The sequence below is a fragment of the Streptomyces sp. NPDC059861 genome (genome assembly GCF_042731435.1).
In the GTDB taxonomy this organism is placed as follows: Bacteria; Actinomycetota; Actinomycetes; order Streptomycetales; family Streptomycetaceae; genus Streptomyces.
In genome coordinates this window covers 1-22573 of the sequence record NZ_JBHWJQ010000066.1, presented here as the reverse complement: position 1 = coordinate 22573, position 22573 = coordinate 1, and the positions used below count along the sequence as shown (strand labels likewise).

General features: G+C 69.7%; 20 protein-coding genes and 1 pseudogene. 9 read left to right on the top strand and 12 right to left on the bottom strand.

Features of this window, described 5'->3' with window-relative positions; translation table 11 throughout:
- Positions 1–144 precede the first annotated feature (144 nt).
- Entirely contained in the window at positions 145–1647 is a 1503-nt protein-coding gene (locus ACFV6X_RS34595) for a glycoside hydrolase family 43 protein (RefSeq protein ID WP_385390301.1), read from the top strand.
- Positions 1648–1706: 59 nt separating this feature from the next.
- Here the strand turns inward: ACFV6X_RS34595 and ACFV6X_RS34590 are convergent, their stop codons facing one another.
- Positions 1707–4982, bottom strand: a complete 3276-nt coding sequence (locus ACFV6X_RS34590) for a LamG-like jellyroll fold domain-containing protein (protein WP_385390299.1) — start codon at positions 4980–4982, stop codon at positions 1707–1709.
- A 346-nt stretch (positions 4983–5328) separates the two neighbouring features.
- On the opposite strand from ACFV6X_RS34590, the gene ACFV6X_RS34585 reads away from it, so the two are divergent.
- Positions 5329–6399 carry a glycoside hydrolase family 43 protein gene (locus tag ACFV6X_RS34585; protein WP_385390297.1) on the top strand — a complete coding sequence of 357 codons (1071 nt, stop codon included), beginning with the start codon at positions 5329–5331 and terminating at the stop codon, positions 6397–6399.
- 73 nt (positions 6400–6472) lie between these two features.
- Here ACFV6X_RS34585 and ACFV6X_RS34580 read toward each other — a convergent pair whose 3' ends face one another.
- Complete coding sequence (locus ACFV6X_RS34580; protein WP_385390295.1) at positions 6473–7099, bottom strand: LysE family translocator; 627 nt, start codon at positions 7097–7099, stop codon at positions 6473–6475.
- Between the two features lie 170 nt (positions 7100–7269).
- On the opposite strand from ACFV6X_RS34580, the gene ACFV6X_RS34575 reads away from it, so the two are divergent.
- The 3 genes from ACFV6X_RS34575 to ACFV6X_RS34565 all read left to right on the top strand — a co-directional run bounded on the left by ACFV6X_RS34575 (position 7270) and on the right by ACFV6X_RS34565 (position 9872).
- Positions 7270–7779 carry a GNAT family N-acetyltransferase gene (locus ACFV6X_RS34575; protein ID WP_385390294.1) on the top strand — a complete coding sequence of 170 codons (510 nt, stop codon included), beginning with the start codon at positions 7270–7272 and terminating at the stop codon, positions 7777–7779.
- Between the two features lie 12 nt (positions 7780–7791).
- Positions 7792–8556 carry a maleylpyruvate isomerase family mycothiol-dependent enzyme gene (locus ACFV6X_RS34570; RefSeq protein WP_385390292.1) on the top strand — a complete coding sequence of 255 codons (765 nt, stop codon included), beginning with the start codon at positions 7792–7794 and terminating at the stop codon, positions 8554–8556.
- 89 nt (positions 8557–8645) lie between these two features.
- Positions 8646–9872: a cytochrome P450 gene (locus tag ACFV6X_RS34565; RefSeq protein ID WP_385390290.1), complete on the top strand. Its 1227-nt coding sequence runs from the start codon at positions 8646–8648 to the stop codon at positions 9870–9872.
- 78 nt (positions 9873–9950) lie between these two features.
- Here ACFV6X_RS34565 and ACFV6X_RS34560 read toward each other — a convergent pair whose 3' ends face one another.
- The 6 genes from ACFV6X_RS34560 to ACFV6X_RS34535 form a co-directional block, all read right to left on the bottom strand.
- Entirely contained in the window at positions 9951–11213 is a 1263-nt protein-coding gene (locus ACFV6X_RS34560; protein ID WP_385390288.1) for a cytochrome P450, read from the bottom strand.
- A complete protein-coding gene (locus tag ACFV6X_RS34555; protein WP_365445240.1) occupies positions 11210–11827 on the bottom strand; it encodes an ATP/GTP-binding protein in 618 nt (205 codons plus the stop codon). Before ACFV6X_RS34555 ends, ACFV6X_RS34560 begins: the two co-directional genes overlap by 4 nt.
- Entirely contained in the window at positions 11808–12164 is a 357-nt protein-coding gene (locus tag ACFV6X_RS34550) for a DUF742 domain-containing protein (protein ID WP_385390287.1), read from the bottom strand. Before ACFV6X_RS34550 ends, ACFV6X_RS34555 begins: the two co-directional genes overlap by 20 nt.
- Complete coding sequence (locus ACFV6X_RS34545; RefSeq protein ID WP_385390285.1) at positions 12161–12580, bottom strand: roadblock/LC7 domain-containing protein; 420 nt, start codon at positions 12578–12580, stop codon at positions 12161–12163. The genes ACFV6X_RS34550 and ACFV6X_RS34545 overlap by 4 nt, the downstream gene beginning before the upstream one ends.
- 124 nt (positions 12581–12704) lie before the next feature.
- Positions 12705–14444 carry an ATP-binding protein gene (locus ACFV6X_RS34540; RefSeq protein ID WP_385390283.1) on the bottom strand — a complete coding sequence of 580 codons (1740 nt, stop codon included), beginning with the start codon at positions 14442–14444 and terminating at the stop codon, positions 12705–12707.
- Positions 14445–14698: 254 nt separating this feature from the next.
- Positions 14699–15067: a helix-turn-helix domain-containing protein gene (locus ACFV6X_RS34535; RefSeq protein WP_385390303.1), complete on the bottom strand. Its 369-nt coding sequence runs from the start codon at positions 15065–15067 to the stop codon at positions 14699–14701.
- 122 nt (positions 15068–15189) lie between these two features.
- Between ACFV6X_RS34535 and ACFV6X_RS34530 the strand changes: the two are divergent.
- Positions 15190–15314: pseudogene (locus ACFV6X_RS34530) on the top strand (anti-sigma factor); the annotation flags it as partial.
- Positions 15315–15337: 23 nt separating this feature from the next.
- On the opposite strand, the gene ACFV6X_RS34525 reads toward ACFV6X_RS34530, so the two are convergent.
- Positions 15338–15880, bottom strand: a complete 543-nt coding sequence (locus ACFV6X_RS34525; RefSeq protein WP_385390282.1) for a DUF1707 domain-containing protein — start codon at positions 15878–15880, stop codon at positions 15338–15340.
- Between the two features lie 366 nt (positions 15881–16246).
- On the opposite strand from ACFV6X_RS34525, the gene ACFV6X_RS34520 reads away from it, so the two are divergent.
- Positions 16247–16726, top strand: a complete 480-nt coding sequence (locus tag ACFV6X_RS34520; protein ID WP_385390280.1) for a lamin tail domain-containing protein — start codon at positions 16247–16249, stop codon at positions 16724–16726.
- Between the two features lie 119 nt (positions 16727–16845).
- On the opposite strand, the gene ACFV6X_RS34515 is transcribed toward ACFV6X_RS34520, so the two are convergent.
- Positions 16846–18954 (bottom strand): SpoIIE family protein phosphatase, encoded by a 2109-nt coding sequence (locus tag ACFV6X_RS34515; protein ID WP_385390279.1) that lies wholly within the window; start codon positions 18952–18954, stop codon positions 16846–16848.
- A 277-nt stretch (positions 18955–19231) separates the two neighbouring features.
- On the bottom strand, positions 19232–19768 hold the full coding sequence (locus tag ACFV6X_RS34510; RefSeq protein WP_385390277.1) for a hypothetical protein: 537 nt from the start codon (positions 19766–19768) through the stop codon (positions 19232–19234).
- Positions 19769–20001: 233 nt separating this feature from the next.
- Between ACFV6X_RS34510 and ACFV6X_RS34505 the strand changes: the two genes are divergently transcribed.
- The gene (locus ACFV6X_RS34505; protein ID WP_385390275.1) at positions 20002–20670 is read left to right on the top strand and encodes a hypothetical protein; all 669 of its coding nucleotides are present in this window, start codon (positions 20002–20004) and stop codon (positions 20668–20670) included.
- A gap of 5 nt (positions 20671–20675) precedes the next feature.
- Complete coding sequence (locus ACFV6X_RS34500; RefSeq protein WP_385390274.1) at positions 20676–21701, top strand: hypothetical protein; 1026 nt, start codon at positions 20676–20678, stop codon at positions 21699–21701.
- A 63-nt stretch (positions 21702–21764) separates the two neighbouring features.
- On the opposite strand, the gene ACFV6X_RS34495 is transcribed toward ACFV6X_RS34500, so the two are convergent.
- Positions 21765–22313 carry a hypothetical protein gene (locus ACFV6X_RS34495; RefSeq protein WP_385390272.1) on the bottom strand — a complete coding sequence of 183 codons (549 nt, stop codon included), beginning with the start codon at positions 22311–22313 and terminating at the stop codon, positions 21765–21767.
- Positions 22314–22573 lie beyond the last annotated feature (260 nt).

The window sequence follows — 22573 nt, the reverse complement described above, 5'->3', positions numbered from 1 at the left end:
TGGGGGGGGGGGGGGGCCGGGGGGGCCCGTTTTTGGGGGGGGACCCCCACCCCCGGGGGGGGGGGGGGGGCCCCGGCCGCCCCCCCCCCCGCTTCGGCTCGACCCCGACCCCCCGCTTCGGCCCCACGCCATCCTGGAGCCCCCATGACTGTCCGAACGGCAGGCCTCCTGTCCAAGTCCTGCGCCGTGCTGCTGACCGGCGGCCTCCTCGCGACACTGTCGCTCTCCACGGCCGCCGCCGCCCCCGAGTACACGACGGCGGAGTCCGGCAATCCCTTCGTCGACGGCTGGTACGCCGACCCCGACACCGTCGTCCACGACGGCCGGTACTGGGTCTACCCCACGACCTCGAAGGGCTACGCCGAACAGACCTACCTGGACGCCTTCTCCTCGACCGACCTCGTCCACTGGACCAAGCACGCGAACGTCCTGTCCACGGCGGACATCTCCTGGGCCGAGTACGCCCTCTGGGCGCCCGCACCGGTCGAGCGCGACGGCAGGTACTACCTCTACTTCGCCGCCAACGACATCCAGGACGACTCCCAGCTCGGCGGCATCGGCGTCGCCGTCGCCGACCGCCCCGAAGGCCCTTACAAGGACGCCCTCGGCAAACCGCTCGTCTCCCGGTTCCACAACGGTGCCCAGCCCATCGACCAGGACGTCTTCATCGACGACGACGGTCAGGCGTACATGTACTACGGCGGCTGGCACCACGCCAACGTCGTCAAGCTCAACCCCGACATGACCAGCCTGGGCACCTTCGCCGACGGCACCACCTACAAGGAGATCACCCCGGAGAACTACACCGAGGGCTCCTTCATGTTCAAACGCGGCGGCAAGTACTACTTCATGTGGTCCGAGGGAGGCTGGACCGGTCCGGACTACTCCGTCTCCTACGCCATGTCCGATTCGCCCACCGGGCCCTTCCAGAAGATCGACAAGGTGCTCGCGCAGGTTCCCGCGGTCGCTCGCGGCTCCGGTCACCACTCGGTCGTCAACGTGCCCGGCACCGACATCTGGTACATCGTGTACCATCGCCGGCCGCTCAGCGAGACCGACGGCAACCACCGCCAACTCGCCTACGACAGGCTGCACTTCAACGCCGACGGCACCATCCGTCGTGTCGAGATGCGGGTGCGGGACAACTTCGCCGACGGCAACGCGCTGGGCTGGAGGACCCACGGCGGAACCTGGTCGGCCGCGGGCGGGCGCTACCGGGCCGGCCACTCCCTGGGCGGCAAGGCCCTGCTCGACACGGCCTTCGCCGACTTCACCTACGACGCCGACGTGACCCCGGACGCGCGCGACGGCGACGCCGGCCTGGTCTTCCGGGTGACCGGTCCGTCGGTCGGCTCGGACAGCTACTCCGGGTACTACGCGGGCATCGGCGCGAGCGGCAAGGTCGTGCTCGGACGTGCCGACGGCGGCTGGACCCAGCTGGGGACAGGCCGGCTGGCCATCGCCCCGGGATCGACCCATCGGCTGCGCGTCACCGCCGTCGGCACCTCGATCAAGGTGTACGTCGACGACATGAGCACACCGAAGATCTCCGTCACGGACGGTACCTACCGCAGCGGCGCCACCGGGGTCCGGGTCTTCGGCACCCCCGCCTCGTTCGACAACCTCGCGGTCTCGCCGGTGCGATGACCCCGCGCAAGGGCCCCGGCGGGAGTACTTCCCGCCGGGGCCCTTCCACCGCTGCCGTGCTACGGCTTCTCGTCGGTGTGGAGCGCGCCCACCTCCTCGGCGGTCAGCGCCCTGTCGTAGGCGTGCACCTCGTCGACCGAACCGTTCCAGTAGTCGGTGTTGTTCCCCTCCCACTGGGCGCGGCCCAGCGTGAGAGCACCGGTGCTGGGGTAGGCCGCACCGCCGGTGGCGGTCGCCGCCGGCTTCCCGTCGACGTACAGCGTGATCGTGTTGTTCGTGCTGTCGCGGACGCCGACGAGGTGGTACCAGCGTCCCGTCTCCGGGGTGGTCCCCAGCCGGGCGCGGTTGCCGCCCGGGGTGCTGAAGGCGAACGCGCCCTGTCCGTACTGGAGGTAGAACGGGCTGGCCTGGCGCCGGGTGTCCTGGCTGACCGCGGTGGCGTAGTTGCCGGGAAGCTCGTCCAGCCGCACCCAGGCGGACACGGAGTAGCTTCCGGTGGTGTCGAGCACCGGCCCGTCGGTCTCGGCGTACTGGCCCTGGCCGTCGAACTTCAGCGCGCTGCCGCTGACGCCGGGCGTCCAGGTGGTGCCCTCGGTGAGCGTCAGGGACCTGGCGTTCGGGCCGTCGTCCTTCGCGGTCGTCCCGGTGCCCTCGTCGAGAGCCCAGTGCCCACCGCCCTGGAGCGGCTGCCGCTCGCCCGCGGCGGCACCGGCGGCGATGACCTGACGGTTGATCTCCCGGATCCTGACCGGGTCGACCTTGATCTCCCGGCGGTCGTACGTGTACAGGCCGTTGAGCTCGTTCTCCAGGTCGGTGATCTGGGTGTAGACCGAACCGGACAGCTCGGCCCCGGCCTGGTCGAGGTAGAACTCCTCGGTGTTCTCCACGTACTTGCGGGTCAGCGCCTCCTTGTCGGCGACGCCGCTGTAGATCACCGTCGGGGCGCCCGGCCACATGTGGCCCGGGGTGCGCAGGACGAAGCCGCCGTGCTCGCCGTCCATCGCGGCCCGGTGGTCGGGGAACGGCGGGTCCTCGTTGTTGTAGTCGTGGTGGTCGATGATGTCGCCCTTGCCCGAATCACCCTTCGAGTTGCAGCAGTTGACACCGCTGTGGGCGTTGACGACACGGGACGGGTCGGCCTCCTTCACGGACTCGGCGATACGGCCGGTCTCCTCGCGGTCCCACTCGCCCCAGCCCTCGTTGAAGACGATCCAGCTGATCACGGAAGGCGCGTTGTGATGCTCCCGCATCACCTCCCGGCCCTGGTCGACGAAGGCACGCCGCCCGGTCTCGTTGGTGATGTTCCCGGAGACGAAGTCCTGCCAGACCAGCAGGCCGAGCCGGTCCGCGTGGTAGAACCAGCGCGGCGACTCCACCTTGATGTGCTTGCGGACGGCGTTGAAGCCCAGTTGCTTGTGCGCCTCGAGGTCGAACGCGAGGGCCTCGTCGCTCGGCGCCGTGTACAGCCCGTCGGGCCAGAAGCCCTGGTCGAGCGTGGCGAGGGAGAAGACCGGCTTCCCGTTGAGCACCAGCTTCCGGAAGCCGCCCACCTTCTCGATGCCTATCTCGCGCATACCGAAGTAGCTGCCGACCTTGTCGGTCGACCTGCCGTCGTTGAGCGTGACGTCGAGGTCGTAGAGGTACGGGTCGTCCGGGCTCCACAGGTGCTGGTCGGCCACCGGCAGCCGCAGCTGCTTGTCGGCCGGCCCGCTGACCTTGCCGACGACCCTGCCCCGCTTGTCGCGGGCGACGGCCTCGACGCGGGCGCCGGCGGACGCCGTGCCCGACTCCACCGTCACGGCGAGGCTGCCCGTGTCGATGTCCGGGGTGGTGACAACGTTATCGATGGCGGCCTCGGCCACCGGCTCCATCCACACGGTCTGCCAGATGCCCGACGACTGGGTGTAGAAGATGCCGCCGGGGTTGACGGACTGCTTGCCCATCGGCTGGTCGGCGCCACCGGTGTCCGTGACGGCGACGACGACCTCCTGCGGGCCGGTGCCCTTCAGCGCGTCGGTGATGTCGGCGCTGAAGGCGTCGTACCCGCCGGTGTGTTCGGCGACCTGCGTGCCGTTGACCCATACCCGCGCCTGGTAGTCGACGGCGCCGAAGTTGAGCTTCAGCCGGTTGCTCCTGCCGTCCTTGCCGACCTTCCAGTCCTTCGGCACGTCCACCAGCTTGCGGTAGAACATGTGGTCCTCGTGCCGCTCCAGCCCGGAGAGCTGCGACTCGACCGGGAACGGCACGACGATCTTCTCGTCGAGGTTCCTGCCGAACACCGGCTGCTCGCCCGCCTCGGCGCCGCTGAACTGCCAGGGCCCGTTCAGGTTCTTCCACTTGGCGCGCACCTGCTGCGGGCGCGGGTACTCCGGCAGCGGGCGCTTCTCGTCGAGCCGGTCGCCCCACTTGGTGGTGAGGCGGTGGGTGGAGGCGTTCTCGGCGTAGCGGATGACCTTCGGAACGGTCTCGCCGCCGGAGGTCAGGCCACCCTCGCCGTCGTAGGTGACCCGCACCTGCTGGTTCTTCTGGACGGGCTCGGCGAGCGTCACGAGCAGGGAGTTGCGGTCACCGGGAGCGGCGGTGACCGACTTGAGGGGCATGGCCGTGGTGTCGACCTCGACCTTCAGGTGGTCCTTCACCGTCCGCAGATCGCCGACCCGGCCCTCGAACCGGGCCCGCAGTCGGCGTCCGTCGGCGGCCACGGACATCTCCACCGGGTAGACCTCGAAGCCCTCGGGTGGGGTGAACGCGGACATCGGCACCAGTTGTTTGGGCTGGCCCGGGGTGGACCAGCGCAGGAACATGTTGGCGCCGCCGAAGTCCTGGAACATCTCCAGGCGGAAGTCGTGCTTCTCCCCGGCCGTCAGTTTGATCGGCGCGCTGGTCTGCTCCCGGTCCCAGTCCGGCTCCCAGTGGTCGATGACCGGCCCGCCGTCGATGAAGAGGCGGAAGCCGTTGTCGCCGATGGCGTGGAAGGTGTAGTCACCGGTGGCCGGCGCCTCGATCTGCCCCGTCCAGCGGGCCGTCGTGTGCTCCGTCCTGCCGTTGAGTTCCTGGAACGTGCTGGTCAGGCCGGAGAAGTTGATCTGCGGCTCGAGCAGCGTGCCACCGAGCTCGGCGAAGTCCCGTGCACCGGGCGCAGACATGCTGAAGTACTCGCCCTTCAGGCCGTGCACTTCGACGTCGGACTGTTCGGCGGCGGGGAGCGCCGACGCACGGCCGGCGGGCTCCGCGGCCGAGGCGGTGGCAGCCAGGCCGCCGGGAGGCAGCACCAGGGCCGCGGCGGTCAGCAGCGCCCAGGCTCTGACGCGTGGGCGGATGTGTTGTCTTGTCATCGAACCTTTCCTCGCACGAAGGCCCTCGACCGGGACCGGTCACAGGCGAACGCCGGTACGGGTGCGGTCAGGCGGCTCTTTCAACGTTGGAAATCCTGCGACAGCGGAATGACAACACGCCCTCGGTTTGGCTGTCCAGACCTCGCGCATCACAGGGCCGACGTGACGTCACGGGTGGGCGGAACGCGGGCAGTTGGCTGCCACGTCGGCCCATGGACGTATCTCCGCAGGCCCGCAGCATTGACATGTGCAGCGCTGCTCAAGATGCTGGGAGCACTGATTGCATCGATGTAAAGGCGATCTCCGCCGACCGCCACGGGACGCGGAGGCCAACGAGGGGCGGGACATGAGGCTTTCTCGTCATCTTTCCGGCGCAGCCGCCTTCGTGCTGTCCGGCGTGCTCGCCGCCGTGCTGGCGCTGACGTCCGCCGAACCCGCGCGAGCCGGACAGACCGCTCTGCGGGCCGCTGACCCGAGCGTCCTCAGGGTCGGCGGCACCTACGTCTCGGTGCAGTCCACCGGCGCCGGCATCGCCGTGCGGCAGGCCCCGTCGACAAGTGCCCTGGCGTCGGCGTCCGCCCGGCAGGTCTGGTCGGACACCCGGAACCTCGGCGAGGTCTGGGCCCCGGAGATCGTGCGGGACGCGGGCCGCTACTACATCTACTTCACGGCCGGTCGCGGAGCCGCCCACCGGATGTACGTGATCAGCTCGGCGAGCCCGGACAGCGGGTACACCGCCGAGACGAGACTGGCCCTGCCGGACGACAAGTGGGCGATCGACGGCACGCTGTTCACCTTCAACGGACAGCGCTGGTTCGTCTGGTCGGGCTGGGCCGGTGACACCAACGTCGAGCAGAACCTCTACATCGCGCGGATGAGCAGCCCGACCACGCCGACCGGCGGGCGCCACATCATCTCGCAGCCGCGGGAGAGCTGGGAGCGGGTGGTCGGCAACCCGTACATCAACGAGGCACCCGAGGCCATCAAGGACCCCAACGGGCAGATCCACGTCGTGTACTCCGCCAACGGCAGCTGGAGCGACCAGTACTGCCTGGCCGACCTGCGGCTGCGGGCCGGCGGCGACCCCACGTACGTGTGGGACTGGTACAAGTCCAACGGCTGCCTGTTCGGCTCCCACCGCGCCACGATGACGGCCGGCTGGGACCCGACCCTGAACGTCAACGGCCCCGGCCACCACACCTTCGTCCTGCTCGACGGCGACATCGGCACCAGCCCGCCCGCCGGGCCGACGTTCCCGCTGATGTTCCACGCGGTGCCGAAGGGGACGCCGTACTCCTGGGAGAACCGCTACTGGTACACCGGCACGTTCTGCTGGTGGGGCAACACCACGTACAGTCGCGCCGACGTCCCGGGCCCGAACGCGGACACCGGCTGGAGCCTGAAGTTCTTCGAGTAGGAGCAGAGCGGGGACGCCCGGGTCGACCGTTGACCACTTCCTGGCCCTTCGTCGTCATCCGCGGTCACCCGTCCTAGGACTCGGTGGCCAGACGCACCCCGAGCCCGACCAGCAGCGCCCCGGAGACCTGATCCATCCGGCGCCGAACGGACTGCCGCTGGAGCACTCCTGCGACACGTCCGGCCAGCCAGACCAACGGGAGGTACCAGATCAGGTCGACCACCGCCCAGATCACGGAGAGGGCGAGCAGCGTCGGAAGGGCAGGGGCTCCGTCCGGCACGAACTGCGGCAGGAAGGAGACCGCGAACACGCCTGCCTTCGGGTTGGCGAAGTTGGTGACCAGGCCCTGCCGGTACGCCCGCCGAAGCGACACCGCGGCTGTTCCCCCAGGTACCCCGTCCGCCACCGGGCCCGGCCGCCCCGCCTGCCACAAGGCGCGCGCTCCCATCCACACCAACACCGCGGCGCCGACGATCCGGATGACGTCGTAGGCGACCTGCGAGGCCAGCAGCAGGGCGGAGAGACCGAACGCTGCGGCGAGGCCCCACAGCAGCACCCCGCATTCGTTGCCCACGACCGTGGCCATACCGGTCCTGCGGCCGTTCACCACCGTTCGGCGCAGGATCACCACCGTGCTCGGCCCCGGGACCATGGCGATCAGGAGGGCCGCGCCGACGAACGCAACGACGGAAGTCATCATCCAGGCAGCATCGCCAAGCTCGTCGACGCCCCACAAGGCTCTTGCCGGTCCGGCTGCGGACGCCTGCCGCGGATCGTCCGTCCACGGCGAGGCCCACGGTCGGGTTCACGCCACTGATGGGCGCGGAACCGGATGGACAGGGCTCGGTACCTTGGCCAATGATCTTCGGCATGATCCGAGCCGCCACTGTGGACGACATCGCGGAGATCCGGGCGATGATCCGTGAACTCGCCGACTACGAACGGGCTGCTGAGCAGGCGCGAGCAACGGAGAAGCAGCTTCGCGAGGCCCTTTTCGGAGCACATCCGGCTGCGTTCGCGCTGATCGCCGAGGACGAGGAGACGGGGCAGGCCCTGGGCTTCGCCCTGTGGTTCCCTCGCTTCTCGACCTGGACCGGCACGCGCGGCATGCACCTGGAGGACCTCTACGTACGGCCGCACGCCCGAGGTGGAGGACACGGCAAAGCGCTGCTCGCCTCCCTGGCCGCGATCTGTCACCAGAACGGCTACGAGCGCTTCGAGTGGTGGGTCCTGGCCTGGAACAAGCCCACGATCGACTTCTACAAGTCGCTCGGCGTGGAACTCCTGGACGAATGGACGGTGTGCCGGCTGAGCGGTGAACCACTCGTGGAACTCGCTGCCCAGGCTCCGCCAGTCCTCACCCAGGTCCGGGCCCTGTAGGGGCGCAGGGGCATGCAACCTCCTGTCGCGTCCGTGATCGAGGCCCACCGGACACTGGAAGGTCTCGTGGCGGAGCTGAACGACCAGCAGGTCGCGGAGGCATCCGCTCTTCCGGGCTGGTCACGCGGCCACGTCCTCGCGCATCTCACCGACAACGCGAGAACGTTCGCCCGTCTCGCGGAACATGCCCTGCGCGGTGAACTCGTTGTGGGCTACGACGACGGGGTCCACGAGCGTGACGCGATCAGCGGGGCCACGGCGGACCGCGGCGCGGCCGAGCACCGCGAGCAACTCGCCGCGCACACGGCTGGGCTGGAGGCCTCCTGGGCACGCGCCACCGACGTGGACCGGTGTCGGCCAGTCACGTTCCGCGATGCGGACCTCGCCGCCACCGTCTTCGCACGCTGGCGCGAGGCATGGAGCCACATGGTCGACCTGGAACTCGGCGTGCGGCCGGACGACTGGCCCGAAGACCTGGCCGCACACGCCATCGACTTCCTCCTCGGCCGCCTGCCGGCAGGCACACGCATCCATGCCGAGGATGTCGGCCGCCAGTGGTCCGCCGGCGACGGGCCGCCGGGCACGGTGGTCACCGGAGGCGTACGCGACCTGGCGGCCTGGCCGGCCGGTCGTACGCCCGTGGTCGCACCGGTGGCGGCAGGGGAGCTCCCTGCCCTCGGCCCTTGGCCACCCCACCCTCCATCGAGCGCGACAAGGGCCCTCCGCCCGCGCCAAGCAGGTCGTCCATGCCACGGTCCTGCCGAGGATCGGTCATAAATTCAACTACGGCCAGGAGTAGCCTGTTTGAGCCAACGAAAGATCATTAATCTGCTGTGCGACGGCATGCATCTACTTCGAGGAGTTCCGTGTCCACGGCCCAGCAAGCGCCCGACATTCTCTCGCCCGAGTTCGCTGCGAATCCCTACCCCGCGTACGCGGTGATGCGGGAGAAAGAACCGCTGATCTGGCACGAAGCCACCCAGAGCTACATCATCTCCCGCTACGACGACGTCGAACGCGTCTTCAAGGACAAGAAGTCCGAGTTCACGACCGACAACTACAACTGGCAGCTGGAGCCCGTCCACGGCAAGACGATCCTCCAGCTCAGTGGCCGGGAACATGCGGTGCGGCGAGCGCTCGTCGCACCGGCGTTCCGGGGCAGCGACCTCCAGGAGAAGTTCCTGCCGGTCATCGAGCGGAACTCTCGTGAGCTCATCGACGCCTTCCGGCAGTCGGGGACCGCGGACATCGTCAGCGACTACGCGACCCGGTTCCCGGTCAACGTGATCGCGGACATGCTGGGCCTGGACAAGGCCGACCACGCCCGCTTCCACCGCTGGTACACCGCGGTGATCGCGTTCCTGGGCAACCTGTCCCGTGATGCCGAGGTGACCGCCGCCGGCGAGCGTACGCGCGTGGAGTTCGCCGAGTACATGATTCCGATCATCCGGGAGCGGCGCGACAACCTCGGCGACGACCTGCTGTCCACACTCTGCGCCGCCGAGGTCGACGGTGTGCGGATGAGCGACGAGGACATCAAGGCGTTCTGCAGCCTCCTGCTGGCCGCCGGCGGTGAGACAACCGACAAGGCGATCGCCAGCATCCTGGCCAACCTGCTGCTGAACCCGGACCAGTTGGCCGCCGTCCGCGAGGACCGCAGCCTCATATCGGCCGCCTTCGCGGAGACCCTGCGCTTCACCCCTCCGGTGCACATGATCATGCGTCAGGCGGCCACCGACGTCGAGGTCTCCGGCGGCACCATCCCGCAGGGCGCCACGGTGACCTGCCTGATCGGGGCGGCGAACCGGGACGAGCGCCGCTTCCGCGAGCCCGACCGGTTCGACATCTTCCGTGACGACCTCACCACGACGTCGGCGTTCTCGGCCGCGGCCGACCACCTCGCCTTCGCGCTCGGCCGGCACTTCTGTGTCGGTGCGCTGCTGGCCAAGGCGGAAGTGGAGATCGGCGTGAACCAACTGCTCGACGCCATGCCCGACCTCCGTCTCGCCGACGGGTTCGACCCGTCCGAGCAGGGGGTCTTCACCCGCGGACCGCAGTCACTGCCGGTGCGTTTCACCCCGGTCACAGACTGACCGCGGGTCCGGCAGCCGCACCGTGCCCTCCGCGGGCCGGGGATCGTCCAGGATCCCGCCGACCCGCGGAGGGTGCGATCACAGCGCCGGCGTGAACTGCACAGGCAGGGACGTCAGCCCGCGCATCCAGATCGACGGCCGCCAGGTCAACTGCTCCGGCTCCACGGCCAGCACCAGGTCGGGCAGGCGTTCCAGCAGTGTCTCCACCGCCGTGCGGGCCATCACGTCCGCCAGAAGCGGCGCCGGATAGGGGCAGCGGTGCTCACCGTTGCTGAAGGACAGGTGTGCGGAGTTCTCCGCGCCGACATGCGCCTCCGGCCAGATCTGCGGGTCCGTGTTGGCCGCCGCGAGCCCGAGGACGAGGCAGTCGCCCTCTCGGATGAGCCGCCCGCCGAGCTGCGTGTCGCGCACCGCCCAGCGGCCGATGAAGTTCTGCGTCGGGGTGTCCAGCCACAGCACCTCGTTGAGCGCGTCGCCGACGCTGACCCGTCCTCCGGAGACGTTGACCGCGAAACGCTCGTCGGTCAGCAGCAGCCGCAGGGTGTTGCAGATCCAGTTGGCCGTCGGCTGCTGCGCCGCCGCGATGACGGAGATGAGGTCCTGGACGATCTCCTCGTCGGTGAGCCCGGCCGGGTCGAGGATCATCCGCGAAGTGACGTCGGGGCCGGGGTTCTCCCGCTTCTCCTTGACGAGCTGCGCGATGCGTGCCCCGACGCGCATGTACGCCGCGACCGGGTCGTCGCCCTCACCGGCGTCGAGCGAGATCCGGAGATCGTCGACGAGCTTGTCGGTGTCCGCGCTGCCCTGCGGCACTCCGCACATCCACAGGACCGCGCGGGCAGGCAGGGCGTGCGCGTACGCGCTCATGAGCTCGGCCTGCCCGCTGCCGGCGAACACCGTGATCAACTGCTCGGCGATCGCCTGGCACTCACGGGCCAGTTCGAACTGGTCGACGCCCTCCAGCGCCTGGGTGATCACACCGGCCCGGCGCTGGTGCTCCTGGGCCTCGGTGAACAGCACCGACGGCTGGTAGCCGACGAACGGCAGCAGGGGCCAGTCGTCGGGGATGTGGGGCCACTGGTTCCAGCGCCTGGAGTCCCGGGCGAACAGCTCGTCGTGGCTGGTGACATAGCTGACTTCGGGATACCCCAGCACGAGCCAGGCGGGGATGCCGCCGTCCAGGAGCACCGGCGCGACCGCGCCGTGTTCCCGGCGCATGGCGCGATACAGCTGGGAGGGCGTCTGCTGGTACTCCAGACCGCCCAGTTGAACGGCGGAGTCGTGCGCCGGGCAGCCCGGTGGCGGTGTGTTCGTGGACGGGGCGCCGGTGTCGTCGCTCACGATGTCCCCTCACGGGAGAGTGCCAGTGTGTAGAGGTGGTCGACGAGGGTGATCAGGACTTCCTTGCCCGAGGATCTGACCCGTGCGTCGCAGTCGACCATGGGCACGTGGTCACCGAGGGCGAGCGCCTGGCGTATCTCGTCGAGCGAGAACCGGCTGGCGTCGTTGTCGAACCTGTTGACGGCCACCACGAAGGGCGTCTTGTGGTGCTCCAGCCGGTCGATCGCGTACCAGGAGTCCGCCATGCGCCGCGTGTCGACCAGGACCACCGCGCCCAGCGTGCCGGAGAACAGCCGGTCCCACAGGAACCAGAAGCGTTCCTGGCCGGGTGCGCCGAACAGGTACAGCACCATCCGCTCGTTCAGGGTGATGCGCCCGAAGTCGAACGCGACGGTCGTCGTGGTCTTGCGCTCCACACCGGCCGTCTCGTCCACGTCCTGACCCGCCTGCGTCATCACCTCCTCGGTGTTCAGCGGCCGGATCTCGCTCACCGAGCGGACCAGGGTCGTCTTCCCGACACCGAAACCACCCACGACGACGATCTTCAGTCCGGTCTCGGCCGCATCGGCGAGCGGCGTGCGCTGCGAGGGCAGCTCAGAGGTTGCGGAGCCCATGGAGCACCTCCTGGAGCAGGGCGGTTTCGGGGAGACCCGCGACGGACTCGGCCGCGCGGGGATGACGGGCACTCACCTTGCCCATGTCATGCAGGTCACCGAGGAGGATCCGTACGACGGTGATGGGCAGCTTCAGCTCGGCGGCGAGCTCCACCAGTGCCGTCGGGTGCCGGCACAGTTCGAGGATCCGCGTGTGCTCGGACTGCATCCCCTGCGTGGGCTCGCTCTCACTGACGATCAGCGTCACCAGGTCGAACGAGTCGTCGGCCTCGCTGCGACCGCCCGTGACCGTGTGGAGCCGGTCCGGGACGCCGATGTCCACGGGCTTGCGGGTCACGCGGAGGCACTCCGTGTGACGGTTGTGCGCGGCTCGGCCCTCAGATGGTCGCCGATCTGGTCCACGAGCTCCGTCATCTGGTGGCCGACCACGCCCGGGTCCGCACTGTCGTCGGCGAGGACGGCGAGGTGCGCGCCCTCGCCGGCGTCCATGATGAAGAGCAGACCTCCGTGGAACTCGGTCATGGAGTGCCGCACGCCGCCCGATCCGTCGCCGAACTCCACGGAGGCACCCTGGGCGAGGGCCTGCATACCGGAGCAGATGGCCGCCAGTTGGTCGGCCTGGTCCATGGTCAGATGTTCCGTCCAGCACAGTTTCAGACCGTCCCGGGACAGCACGAGGGCGTGACGAGTGCCCGGCGTGCGCTCCAAGAGGTTCATCAAGAGCCAGGTCAGGCTGTTGTCAGTGGTCTCCATGATGGGCGGGGCGGGACATGACCGATCGACGGTCACCCGACCCGTTCCTCCAATCAAACGGGGTGCGGCGAATCAGTGCGGGGAAGGCGGGCTGAGGTGCCCTGGGCGGTGCGACAGGCCGGGACTAGTCATCCGCCTCGGGCAGCGAGTCGGGCCCGGAGGAGGCGGCGGCCGGGTCCTGCGCGGCGCCTCCCGCCTGACGGCCCCGGTGGAAGGCGCCGAACCGGCTCCCGGCGTCGCGCGCCGGACCGGAGGCGCCGGGATCCGAGCGGTCCGGCTCGGCCGCCGTCTGCGGCCGCGCGCGTTCCGCCTCGGCCATGGTGCGGCCGGGGGCGCGGACGGGCAGCCCGTTCGGGGTGGCGGCGCCGCGGCTGCGCGGAATCTCCGCCTCCGGTGCCACATCCGCCGGCGCGACCGCCTGCGGGCGCTGCGCGGGCACCTCCGCGGTCGGGGCAGGCGGGGCAGCCGCGGCCGCGGGAGCGGCGCTGCGAGGAGGCTGTTCCGCGGTGACCGGCTCGCGCTGCTGGGCCACCAGCTGGGGCGGCAACAGGACGACGACACCGGTGCCCCCGCGGGAGGAGGGCCGGTAGTTCACGCTTATGCCGTACTTGGCGGCGAGGCGACCCACGACGCCCAGACCGAGCCGGGTGCCCTGGAGCGAGGCGAGGTCGGTGATCCGGCCCGAGACCGACTCCTCCGCACGGCGCATGGCGGCGTCGGACATCTTGAGACCGCTGTCCTCGATGGTGACCACGAGACCGGCGCTGCGCTCCTCCACGTACACGTGGACCTCGTCGATGGGCGGCGAGAAGTTGGCAGCGTTGTCAATCAGTTCGGCCAGCAGATGCATCACGCCCTCTGCCGCGAAGCCCGCGAGGGCGGCCTTGCTGGAGTTGTGCAGCCGCACTCGCTGGTAGGCCGCGATACGGCCGACCGCTCCGCGCAGGATGCTCTCCATGACGATCGGCTTGTTCCAGACGCGGCTGGGACGGCCCCCCATCAGCAGCGCCAGCCGGTCGGTCATCAGACCGAGCTGGGAGGTGCTGTGATCCAGGCGCAGCAGGTCACCGAAGACGTCCGCGCCATGCCGCTCCTGCATGTCGCGCAGGTCGGCGAGCATGCTGACGGTCTTGGCCTGGACCCTGCTGAGCGCCTTGGCGGAGGCGGCCTGGGCGGCGGCGGAGCGGCGCTCGCTGTAGGCGAGTTCGCGGACGAACGATTCGGCGGGAGCCCGCAGCAAGGGATCCACCGGCCATTCGAGCTTGGCGAGGACGGTCTCGGCGGAACTGCCCTCACGCAGCAGGGCCACCGCGGCGGGCAAGGTCTTGTCGGTGACGTGTTCGAGTTCCCGCGTCCACGCGGCCACTTCGCGCCGCAGCCCGTCGAGCTCCGACCGCGCGTCGTCGGCCCGTCGTACCGACTCGGAGAGCTCGGTGGCGTAGACGTGCAGCATCCGCCGCATGTACGGGTCGGAAGGCGTGGGCGATCCGGACAGTACGTCGTCCACACTCGCGCCGCTCTTCAGCTGGCGGGCGATCGTCGGCAGGGTCGTGTTGACCAGCTGATCCGTTTCTGCACCGTCCCGCATCCACGTGCTCCTGGCGGTCTCCAGCTCGCTGCCGAGAGCGTCCGCCCGCCGCTGGGCCCGGCGCAGGCCCAGGGAGTTGGTGACGCCGACGACCGCGAGACAGACCCAGGCGACGACCGCGGTTCCGGCCACCCACGTGCGCGCTCTCTCGGGAGCCAGGACGGCGGCCACGGCAGCCCCCGCGGCGGCGACGACCAGGACCGCGGGGACGACGGCCCCTGAGGAGCGCTTCGCCGGCGCGGATCGGCGCTGGCGGGGGCGAGCAGGCACTGACATTCCGCGATCCCTCGGTCTGTGAGAGCAGGAGTACGTCGACGACTGGCGCATCACCGAGAACCTGGAAGGCGGTAGGGCGTCTTCCGGTTCAAGCGCGCGCCTCATGCTAGCCACCGCGCCTGGCGTGTTGCCCCCGGCAAGGGGGCCAGCCCAGGGGCAAGTTCACTTCGTCGGGAAATGAACACCGTGACGGGCAGCTGTGATATTTGCGCTCCTTCGGTGGTGACCGCCGTTCCATGCCCTCGAGTTGTCCCCTACGACTGGTTTGCGGCCTGCGCGCCGTCACGAGTTCTCTTCTCTGGCTGGAAGCGATGGTTGATTTCTCGCCATCTACTGACAGTCAAGGCCAGTTGACATGGCGGAAGGAGCGGCGGTAGGCGGCGGGAGTCGTGTGCACCAGCGAGCGAAAGCGTCGCCGGAGACCGGCCGCTGAGGGCAGCCCCGTTCTGGCCGGCCGCGATCGTCTCGACGGGAAGGTCCGTCTCCTCCAGGAGGGCACGGGCTGCCATGAGCCGCTGTCGGAGCGGCCGGTGGCCCGGGCTGGTGCCGAGTTGCTCGGCGAACCTGCGGGCGAGCGTGCGGAGGGAGACGGCCGCGTGGGAAGCGAGGTCGTCGACGGTCAGCGGATCCTGCAGTCGCCCGAGTGCCCAGTCGAGCAGGGGGCCAGGGTGTGCGGTGGAGGAGGGGAAGCGTGGTGAACTGAAGTTGCCCGCCCTCGCGGTTGCGGAGGCATGACCATGTGCCGGGTGAGTTCATCGACCGCGGCCGGCGTCTTGGAGCGCGAGCTACGTCGTGTTCGCGCCGGGCAGCACACATCGTCCGCGCACGGAGACCGGTGCGCGCATGATCGGAATCGCCGTTCTCGGATGACCGGTCGGATCAGACCCGGAGCTTCAACGCCGTGCGTGGCGGATTCTCAATCGCCCGAATCCCATGGTCCCGGAGAGTCGGATCCTCGGTGCGCCGGGGCGGGAACGCAGCGGGGCCTTGTAGCGCAGGTCCTTCCACTCGGTGCGCACACCTTCGACGTCGACGACCGCGTCACGCGGCACCGTGATCCTGGCCCCACCGGTTCCGAGCTGCAGCTCGATGTCGACGACCGGATGGTCGATGATCGCCCGGGACAGATCCAGGCGCACCGTTCCGTACGCGGACTCGATCTTCAGAATCCGAGGTACCCGCCATGCGCCCCGCCTTCGGATCCGTCCGCCGGCGGCAGCGATCACTGATGTGGTGCCTGGGTCCTCCTCCGGGAGCGAGGCCAGAGCCGACACGAGTTCGCCGTGCGCCCTGGCCGTGAGCGCCTGGTGGAGGCGCTCGTCCAACTCCGCGTGCGAGATGAGCTCTTCGCTGTACGCCTTCTGAAGGCGCCGCACGGCCGTTTCGCGGTCGTCTTCGCCGATCAGCGGCGGCGAGTCGTCCGGTACGGAGGTCACCGTTTCACCCTACAGCCGTGCCGGCGATGCGAACGCGTGCGAGGGCACTGGGCTGTTGCTCACTTTCGGGTGAGTGCCCAGGGTGGACCTTGGTGGAGTGCGGCGGTCCGTGAGCCCGCTGCCCGGGCAGCGCAAGGGTGGGTGCGGAGGCCACGGGTCCGAGTGGAGGATTCGTACAGGTCCGTGTAGTTAACATTCGACTGTTACTGAAATGTCCGTATTTGGCAACACGGCTTGGCGCCTCGTCGCCGGGGCGGGCGATCGCGGCAGTGTGTGGGTCCTCGGCCACGCCGGCCGAGAAGCTCGCACCCCGGCCTTTCCCCGATCACCGGAGAAGGCCACGGGTCCTGATCCGAAAGGGATCTCGTGTCTGCTTCCCTGACTGCTCGCCGTCTGACGGCCGCCGCTCTCGCCGCCGGGGCACTCGCGGCAGTGACCGCGCTGCCGGCTTCCGCCGACCACGGTGATCGCCGCGACGACCGCGACCAGGTCGTCATCAGCGCCGTGCAGTACGACCCGCCGGGACGTGACGACCGCTCCAACCGTTCCCTGAACAAGGAGTGGGTGGAGGTCACCAACACCGGTCGGCGCAGTGTGAACCTGGACGGCTGGACGCTGTCCGACCGCGACGGTCAGACCTACGTCTTCGACCGCTTCCGTCTGGACGGCCGGTCCTCCGTCCGCGTCCACACCGGCGCCGGCCGCGACAGCCGCACCGACGTCTTCCAGGACCGTCGCCACTACATGTGGGACGACCGCTCCGACAGGGCGACCCTCGCCAACCAGCGCGGCCGTGAGATCGACAGCGAGTCCTGGGGTGGTCGCGGACACCACCACCACCGCTGACCCCCGACCCACGCGAGGGGCGACGACAGCATGACCGGGTGTCCTGCCCCGGCGCCGTGGCAGGACACCCGGAGGTTCCGACCAACACGGCACACCACGTGCCCCCAGGGCACTTCGGCCTACGCCGGGCGTAGGGAGCCCGGCCCGCAGTTGTTCGTCAGTGATTGTGTGCGGGCGATGAGCAGGGCCACGTCGTCATGGCTGGCAGGGGCCCGGAGCTGTTGGAGCAGTCGGTCGCAGGTTTCCTCGACGGAGCGGTGCGGCGATGACAGCAGACCCACGAGGTCGTCGAGGCGTTCGTCGATGGGGTCGTCACGGGTTTCGACCAGTCCGTCGGTGTAGAGGATCAGCTGATCACCGGGCCGCAGGTCGAGGGTGGTGGTCTCGAACGGGACGCCGCCGACTCCGAGCGGCGTGCCCGTGGGCAGGTCGAGCAGTCCGGGCGGCTCGTCGGCTCGCATCAGTACCGGGGGCAGATGGCCGGCGGAGGCCACGCGCAGGCGGCAGTCGTGCGGGTCGTAGATCGCGTAGACGCAGGTGGCGAGGTACGGGTCCAGCCCTTGAATGATCTTGTCGAGGTGGGTGAGGATCCGGGCGGGGTCGAGGTCGAGGTCCGCGAGCGTGGAGGTGGCGGTGCGCAGGCGGCCCATGGTGGTGGCCGCCGGGATACCGCTGCCCATGACGTCGCCCACCACGAGAGCGGTTCGGTCACCGTCGAGGGGGATCACGTCGAACCAGTCGCCGCCCACCTCGCTGAAGGCCTGTGCGGGCCGGTACCGGGCAGCGACCTCCAGACCGGGATGCCGGGGGGAGAGCTGTGGCAGCAGGCTGCGCTGCAGTGTCTCGGCGGCGCTGCGGATGTGCTGGTGCAGGACGGCGTTGTCGATGCTGAGGGCGGCCGAGGAGGCCAGTTCGCAGGCCAGGGTGAGGTCGTCCTCGTCGAAGGACTGCGGGTTGCGCGCGCGGGCCATACCCATGACGCCGATGATCTGTCCACGGGCGATGAGGGGGACCGCCATGTCGGTGTGGACCCCCGCCTGCGCGAGGAGCCGGGCAGCATGGTCGTTCTCGGCGATGCGGGTGACATCGCCGCTGTTCACATGGGTGATGAGGACCGGCTTACGGGTGCGGACGCAGTGCGCCGCCGGGTGGTCGATGTGGTACGTGGTCAGGCGCCCGGGCGCCACGATCGCCTCGGCGGCGCCGGTGGGGTAGGCCGTCTTCACCGCCAGGGCCCGGAACAGGGCCGGGTCCTCGCCGGAATCCGTACGACCCGTCTGCAGGACGGAATCGAGCAGGTCCACAGCGACCATGTCGGCCAGATCGGGGACGACGACGTCGGCCAGTTCCTGCGCCGTCCGCTCCACCTCAAGGGTCGTCCCGATGCGAGCCGAGCCGCTGGCCATCAGCCGCAGGCGCTGCTGTGCCCGGTCGGCCTGCCGGGCTGCCTGATACCGGTCGGTGATGTCCACCACCACGTTGGCGATGCCCAGTACATGGCCGCGGTGGTCCTCCAGCCGGTACAACGACATGGTCCAGGCATGCTCCTGCTCCAGGTCCCCGGCGGTGCGGCCCACCACCTGCCGGTCCACCACCGGGACGCCGGTGGCCAGCACCTCCCGCATGCAGTCCTCCGCACTCAGGAAGGGCTCGCCGGGCAGGACCTCCCTGAACCTCCGGCCGATGTGGTCGGCCTCGGACATGCCGTGCATCGACGCGAGGGCCGGGTTCACGGCCAGGTACCGCAGGTCGGTGTCCAGGACGGACAGCCCGATCGGCGCCTGGGTGACCAGCCGGTCGGACAGGGCCAGCTTGCGCTCCACCTGCAGCAGCGTGGACCGGTCGGTGGCCAGCCCCAGCGCGTAGTGATCGCCCAGGTTGTCCGTCAGCCGCATGTTGCGGAACTCCACCAGTCGGGTGCTGCCGTCCTTGTGCCGGATGGGAAACGGCCCGGCCCAGGCCTGGCCCGTCACCATCACCTCGGCGAACAGCCCGATCGCCGCCTCCCGGTGCTCGGGGTGGAGGAGCAGGTGCGCCGCGTACTGTCCGACCGCCTCGCCACGGGTGTAGCCGAACAGCTCGTCGGCCTGAGGGCTCCACATGTCGATCCGGCCGTCGGCCTCCACCAGCACCGCGGCGACGCCCAGCAGATCCATCAGCGCACTCGGGTCCGACGCCCCGTCCTCCGGACGATCGGCGTGGTCCATGCGCCGCCGCGCTGGGCTCATCGCACTCATTCCTTCCGCCCGCCGACCCGAGCCACCGGCGTACCCGCCCCACCACTGCAAGGCAGCGGTCCTCGAGCAGGGCGGCAACCCATCTACGATGCGGCACGAACCTGAGACGGCCGGTGGGACCCGCCGAGGCGCGCCCTGGAAGTTGATCCCTGGTCTCGGGCGACCCGCACAAGAGCCATACTGTGCCCCCCACGCCGGTCTGGCCATCGTTGCGCTCCCCCCGTCCCACCACCTGGTCGGCGGAGGGGGAGATCAGGTGCGGGCCCACTCACTCCCGGACGCCTTGCCGGGCGGCGGACGCCGCGCCCGTGACCGTCCAGATCGCCATGCCCCACAGGCTGAGCGCGCAGAGGAGGCCCACCACCAGGCGAACCGTAGTGTCCGGGCTGTTCGTCAGCCATACGGCCACCCCCGCTGCTCCGGCCCCCACCAACAGAGCCGCCGGCACCCGCAGCCTGGGTTGCTCGAACACCGCTGCGAGCGGAAGGAAGTGGAGTCCGACGACGACAGCGACCAGCGGGGGAATGAGCACCGGCACCCCGGCCCGCGCGCACACCACGGCGATGACGACGATCAGCAGCCACTGAAGGCCGTTGATCTGGTTGAACCGTCGGCGTCGGTCGGCGGGGAACGGGCCCCCTGCCGACGCGGGGAGAAAACGGCGCGCGGCGAGCATCAGCCCCAATGTGACGGCACAGCCGCCCACGACCCCGGCCGGCCGGGCCGATCCGTCGAACCCACTCGTGCCCAGCAGCCACCAACCGAGCCCGAACAACGCGAGGAACCCCACCCCTGACTTGAACATGATCGACACCCTAGGCGGAGGAACAGCCCGCCGACCGGGGATCGACTCAACTGATGCTGCGCCAGGATGCAGGCGGACGCGGCTGCTGAGGTGGAACGGGGCAGTCGACGGTTGCTGTGACGGGTCCGTGATGCGCATGAGGGCAACGAAAGGTGTCTGTCGGATGTCGGACAGGTGAGTGCTCGGTGACGAGCGCCCCCTCGGAGTGTCCTACGTGCGACAAGGAGGCGTTGATGAGACGTCCCGTCCGCAGATCCATCCTCCGCACGATGCCAGGGCTCGTGGCGGCTGCCGTTCTGGCTGTCGGCTCCGGTGCTGCTGTCCCCGCGCTGGCCGTCGACGGCGACCCGCTCCCGCTGCCGGTGAGGATCACCGGCGAGTCCCGTGTGGATCTGTCGTTGCAGGGTGACAACGGTGATCCGGCCGAGCCGCAGATCATGCTGCGGCTCGCGGCGCCCGGCGGCGATGAGCCCGGGGAGGACGGGGAGGTGCCCGTCGTCCACCAGGGCGACTACAAGATCAAGATCGAGATCGGCGGTCTCGCACAGGTCGCGGAGGCCAAGCTCCCCTGCAACCCGAGCCCGTGGGGCGCCACCTGTGAGGGCGATCAGATCCGTGCGGGGGAGCAGGCCAACGTGATCGGCGGTATCCGCCTCGACGTCGGCGGATACGGTTCACCGCGGCGACTGGGCGAGATCACGGTCAGGGGTGAGGGCGAGGGCGTCGAGTTCGCGCCGCTGCGCATCGAGGTGGTGGTGAGCGACTCGCGGATCGTCAGCCGCCAGTTGTCGGCGCCCGGGTGGGTGTGGGCCACACCTGGAATGCGCCGCTGGGCTTGCGTAACGCCGGACGCGCGCCCGCCGACGGTGTCGTGCTGCGCTTCCGTGGCACCCGAGGGCTGAGCTTCGTGGATCGGCACGCAAACTGTGCCTACCGGCACACCACCGACGGCCCGCTGCAGGGGCAGGGCACCGACGCGATCTGCGCCTTCTCGGACGTCGTCGAGGCGGGCACGGCCTACGCGGTGACCGAGCCGCTGAAGGTGAAAACTCTCCCGTTCGCGTTGAACGACCGCTTCACCTACAGTTTCGCCCCCGCCCCCGCCCCCGCCCCCGCCCCCGCCCCCGCCCCCGCCCCCGCCCCCGCCGCCGCCGAGAAGGCGAAGACCCTCCTGGCGACCGACGGCTACACACCGGGCACCGGCGCACCGCTGACGCTGGAAGAACTCACCGGCGCTCCGGGCACCTACTGGACCCAGGGATCGGCGTGGCTGCCCTTCGACACCTCCTACGACATCCTGATCACCGGTGACTCCGCACGCGGCGCCGTCGGCGAGACGGTGACGGTGGACGTCGGCTTCCGCAACCTCGGCCCCGCCTGGGTGCGCGGGCTGGAGCCGCCGGACGACGATCCGATGCTCACGTACGTCACCGTCCCGCCGGGTGCCACGGTGACGAGAATCCCCGAAGACTGCTGGCCCGACTCCCACACCGAGGGCCTCTACGGATGCTGGGCGCACGCGCCGGTCCTGGAGGACGCGAACCTGACCTTCCCCTTCGAGTTGCGCATCGACAAGGTCGTGAAGAACGCCAAGGGCAAGATCCAGATGCAGCCCTTCGACTACCCGAGCGAGCCCAACCAGGAGAACAACTGGGCATGGATCGTCCTGAACCCCACCGATGACGGCGGGAGCACGCAGGGGTCCTCGGGTGGTCCCTCGTCCACCCCGAGCCCCAGTGCCTCCGGCAGCGGCGGGACGACCGGCTCCACCGGCACGACGGGTGGCAGCGGCTCGTCGTCCGGTGGTTCCTCCGGCGGCGGGCTCGCCTCGACCGGTGGGGGCGGCGCGCTGCTCGTCGGGGGCGGCGCGCTCCTGACCCTGGGACTGGGTGCGGTGATCGTCTTCGTCATCCGGCGCCGGTCCGCGGGATGACGCCTCACCGAGTCGCTCGCAAGGGTGCGGCCGGCGGGACACGCCGACCGCACCGGTACCGGATCACGGGATGCGAAGGCTGTCCACGGCGTGCTTGTGGGTCGTGGTCACGGACCTCTCGTCCGTCTGGGAGCCGACGGTCAGGACCTGGACGACGTGGTCGTCGGTGACGGTCTGCGTGGCGCTGACCGTGAGGTCGTCCCTCGTGTTGGTCAGCCGCGCCTCCAGGCTGGGGCGGCTGTCCATGGTGCCTGCCTTCTGGCTGGTGATGGTGCCGTCGCCATACTCCTCGGCGATCCCCTGGCGGGTGCCTTCGACCAGCCCCTTGAGTTCGGCCGGCCCGGCTCCCTTCATGTCGATGATCAGGAAGTAAACGAATCCGTCAGAGGTCGGCACGGTGTAGAGGCGCCCGTGCAAACCGGCGGATTCCAATTTCTCGGGCGTGGACTTTCCGGGCAGTGCGAAGCTGATGCCACTCGAGGCGTCGACGGACTTCACCCACCTCACGGCGGAGGGGGCGCCGTGCTCGGCCCGGTCGCCGCGTGGGACGACTGTCGTGGCCGCTGTTCCGGCGTGTGGTGTCGCCGGAGCGGCGAGGGCGCTGGTGGGCATCAGCACACCTCCCGCAGCCAGCGCGGTCGGGGCCAGGAGCATCACAAGGCGCTGTGTCAGCGAACGGCGGGCCATCGGAATCAAATCCTTCGTAAGGGTGGTGGGAAACCGGGCTTTCCGGCCGGTGCGGGCGGGCCGTCTGTTCGGTGTGAGCCCTGTCTCGATTAAGAGGTCCTAACAGAAGCTGTTGATCATGTGACTGTCGGCTTGGTTGCTCGTTGGTCTGGTCGTGGGAAAGAGGGAGTCGCGTCCGTGGATCG

Bases quoted from the DNA above. Each gene is read 5' to 3' on its own strand.
- ACFV6X_RS34595 (WP_385390301.1), top strand. From the start codon at position 145: ATGACTGTCCGAACGGCAGGCCTCCTGTCCAAGTCCTGCGCCGTGCTG.
- ACFV6X_RS34590 (WP_385390299.1), bottom strand. From the start codon at position 4,982: ATGACAAGACAACACATCCGCCCACGCGTCAGAGCCTGGGCGCTGCTG.
- ACFV6X_RS34585 (WP_385390297.1), top strand. From the start codon at position 5,329: ATGAGGCTTTCTCGTCATCTTTCCGGCGCAGCCGCCTTCGTGCTGTCC.
- ACFV6X_RS34580 (WP_385390295.1), bottom strand. From the start codon at position 7,099: ATGATGACTTCCGTCGTTGCGTTCGTCGGCGCGGCCCTCCTGATCGCC.
- ACFV6X_RS34575 (WP_385390294.1), top strand. From the start codon at position 7,270: ATGATCCGAGCCGCCACTGTGGACGACATCGCGGAGATCCGGGCGATG.
- ACFV6X_RS34570 (WP_385390292.1), top strand. From the start codon at position 7,792: ATGCAACCTCCTGTCGCGTCCGTGATCGAGGCCCACCGGACACTGGAA.
- ACFV6X_RS34555 (WP_365445240.1), bottom strand. From the start codon at position 11,827: ATGGGCTCCGCAACCTCTGAGCTGCCCTCGCAGCGCACGCCGCTCGCC.
- ACFV6X_RS34545 (WP_385390285.1), bottom strand. From the start codon at position 12,580: ATGGAGACCACTGACAACAGCCTGACCTGGCTCTTGATGAACCTCTTG.
- ACFV6X_RS34540 (WP_385390283.1), bottom strand. From the start codon at position 14,444: ATGTCAGTGCCTGCTCGCCCCCGCCAGCGCCGATCCGCGCCGGCGAAG.
- ACFV6X_RS34515 (WP_385390279.1), bottom strand. From the start codon at position 18,954: ATGAGCCCAGCGCGGCGGCGCATGGACCACGCCGATCGTCCGGAGGAC.
- ACFV6X_RS34510 (WP_385390277.1), bottom strand. From the start codon at position 19,768: ATGTTCAAGTCAGGGGTGGGGTTCCTCGCGTTGTTCGGGCTCGGTTGG.
- ACFV6X_RS34505 (WP_385390275.1), top strand. From the start codon at position 20,002: ATGAGACGTCCCGTCCGCAGATCCATCCTCCGCACGATGCCAGGGCTC.
- ACFV6X_RS34495 (WP_385390272.1), bottom strand. From the start codon at position 22,313: ATGCCCACCAGCGCCCTCGCCGCTCCGGCGACACCACACGCCGGAACA.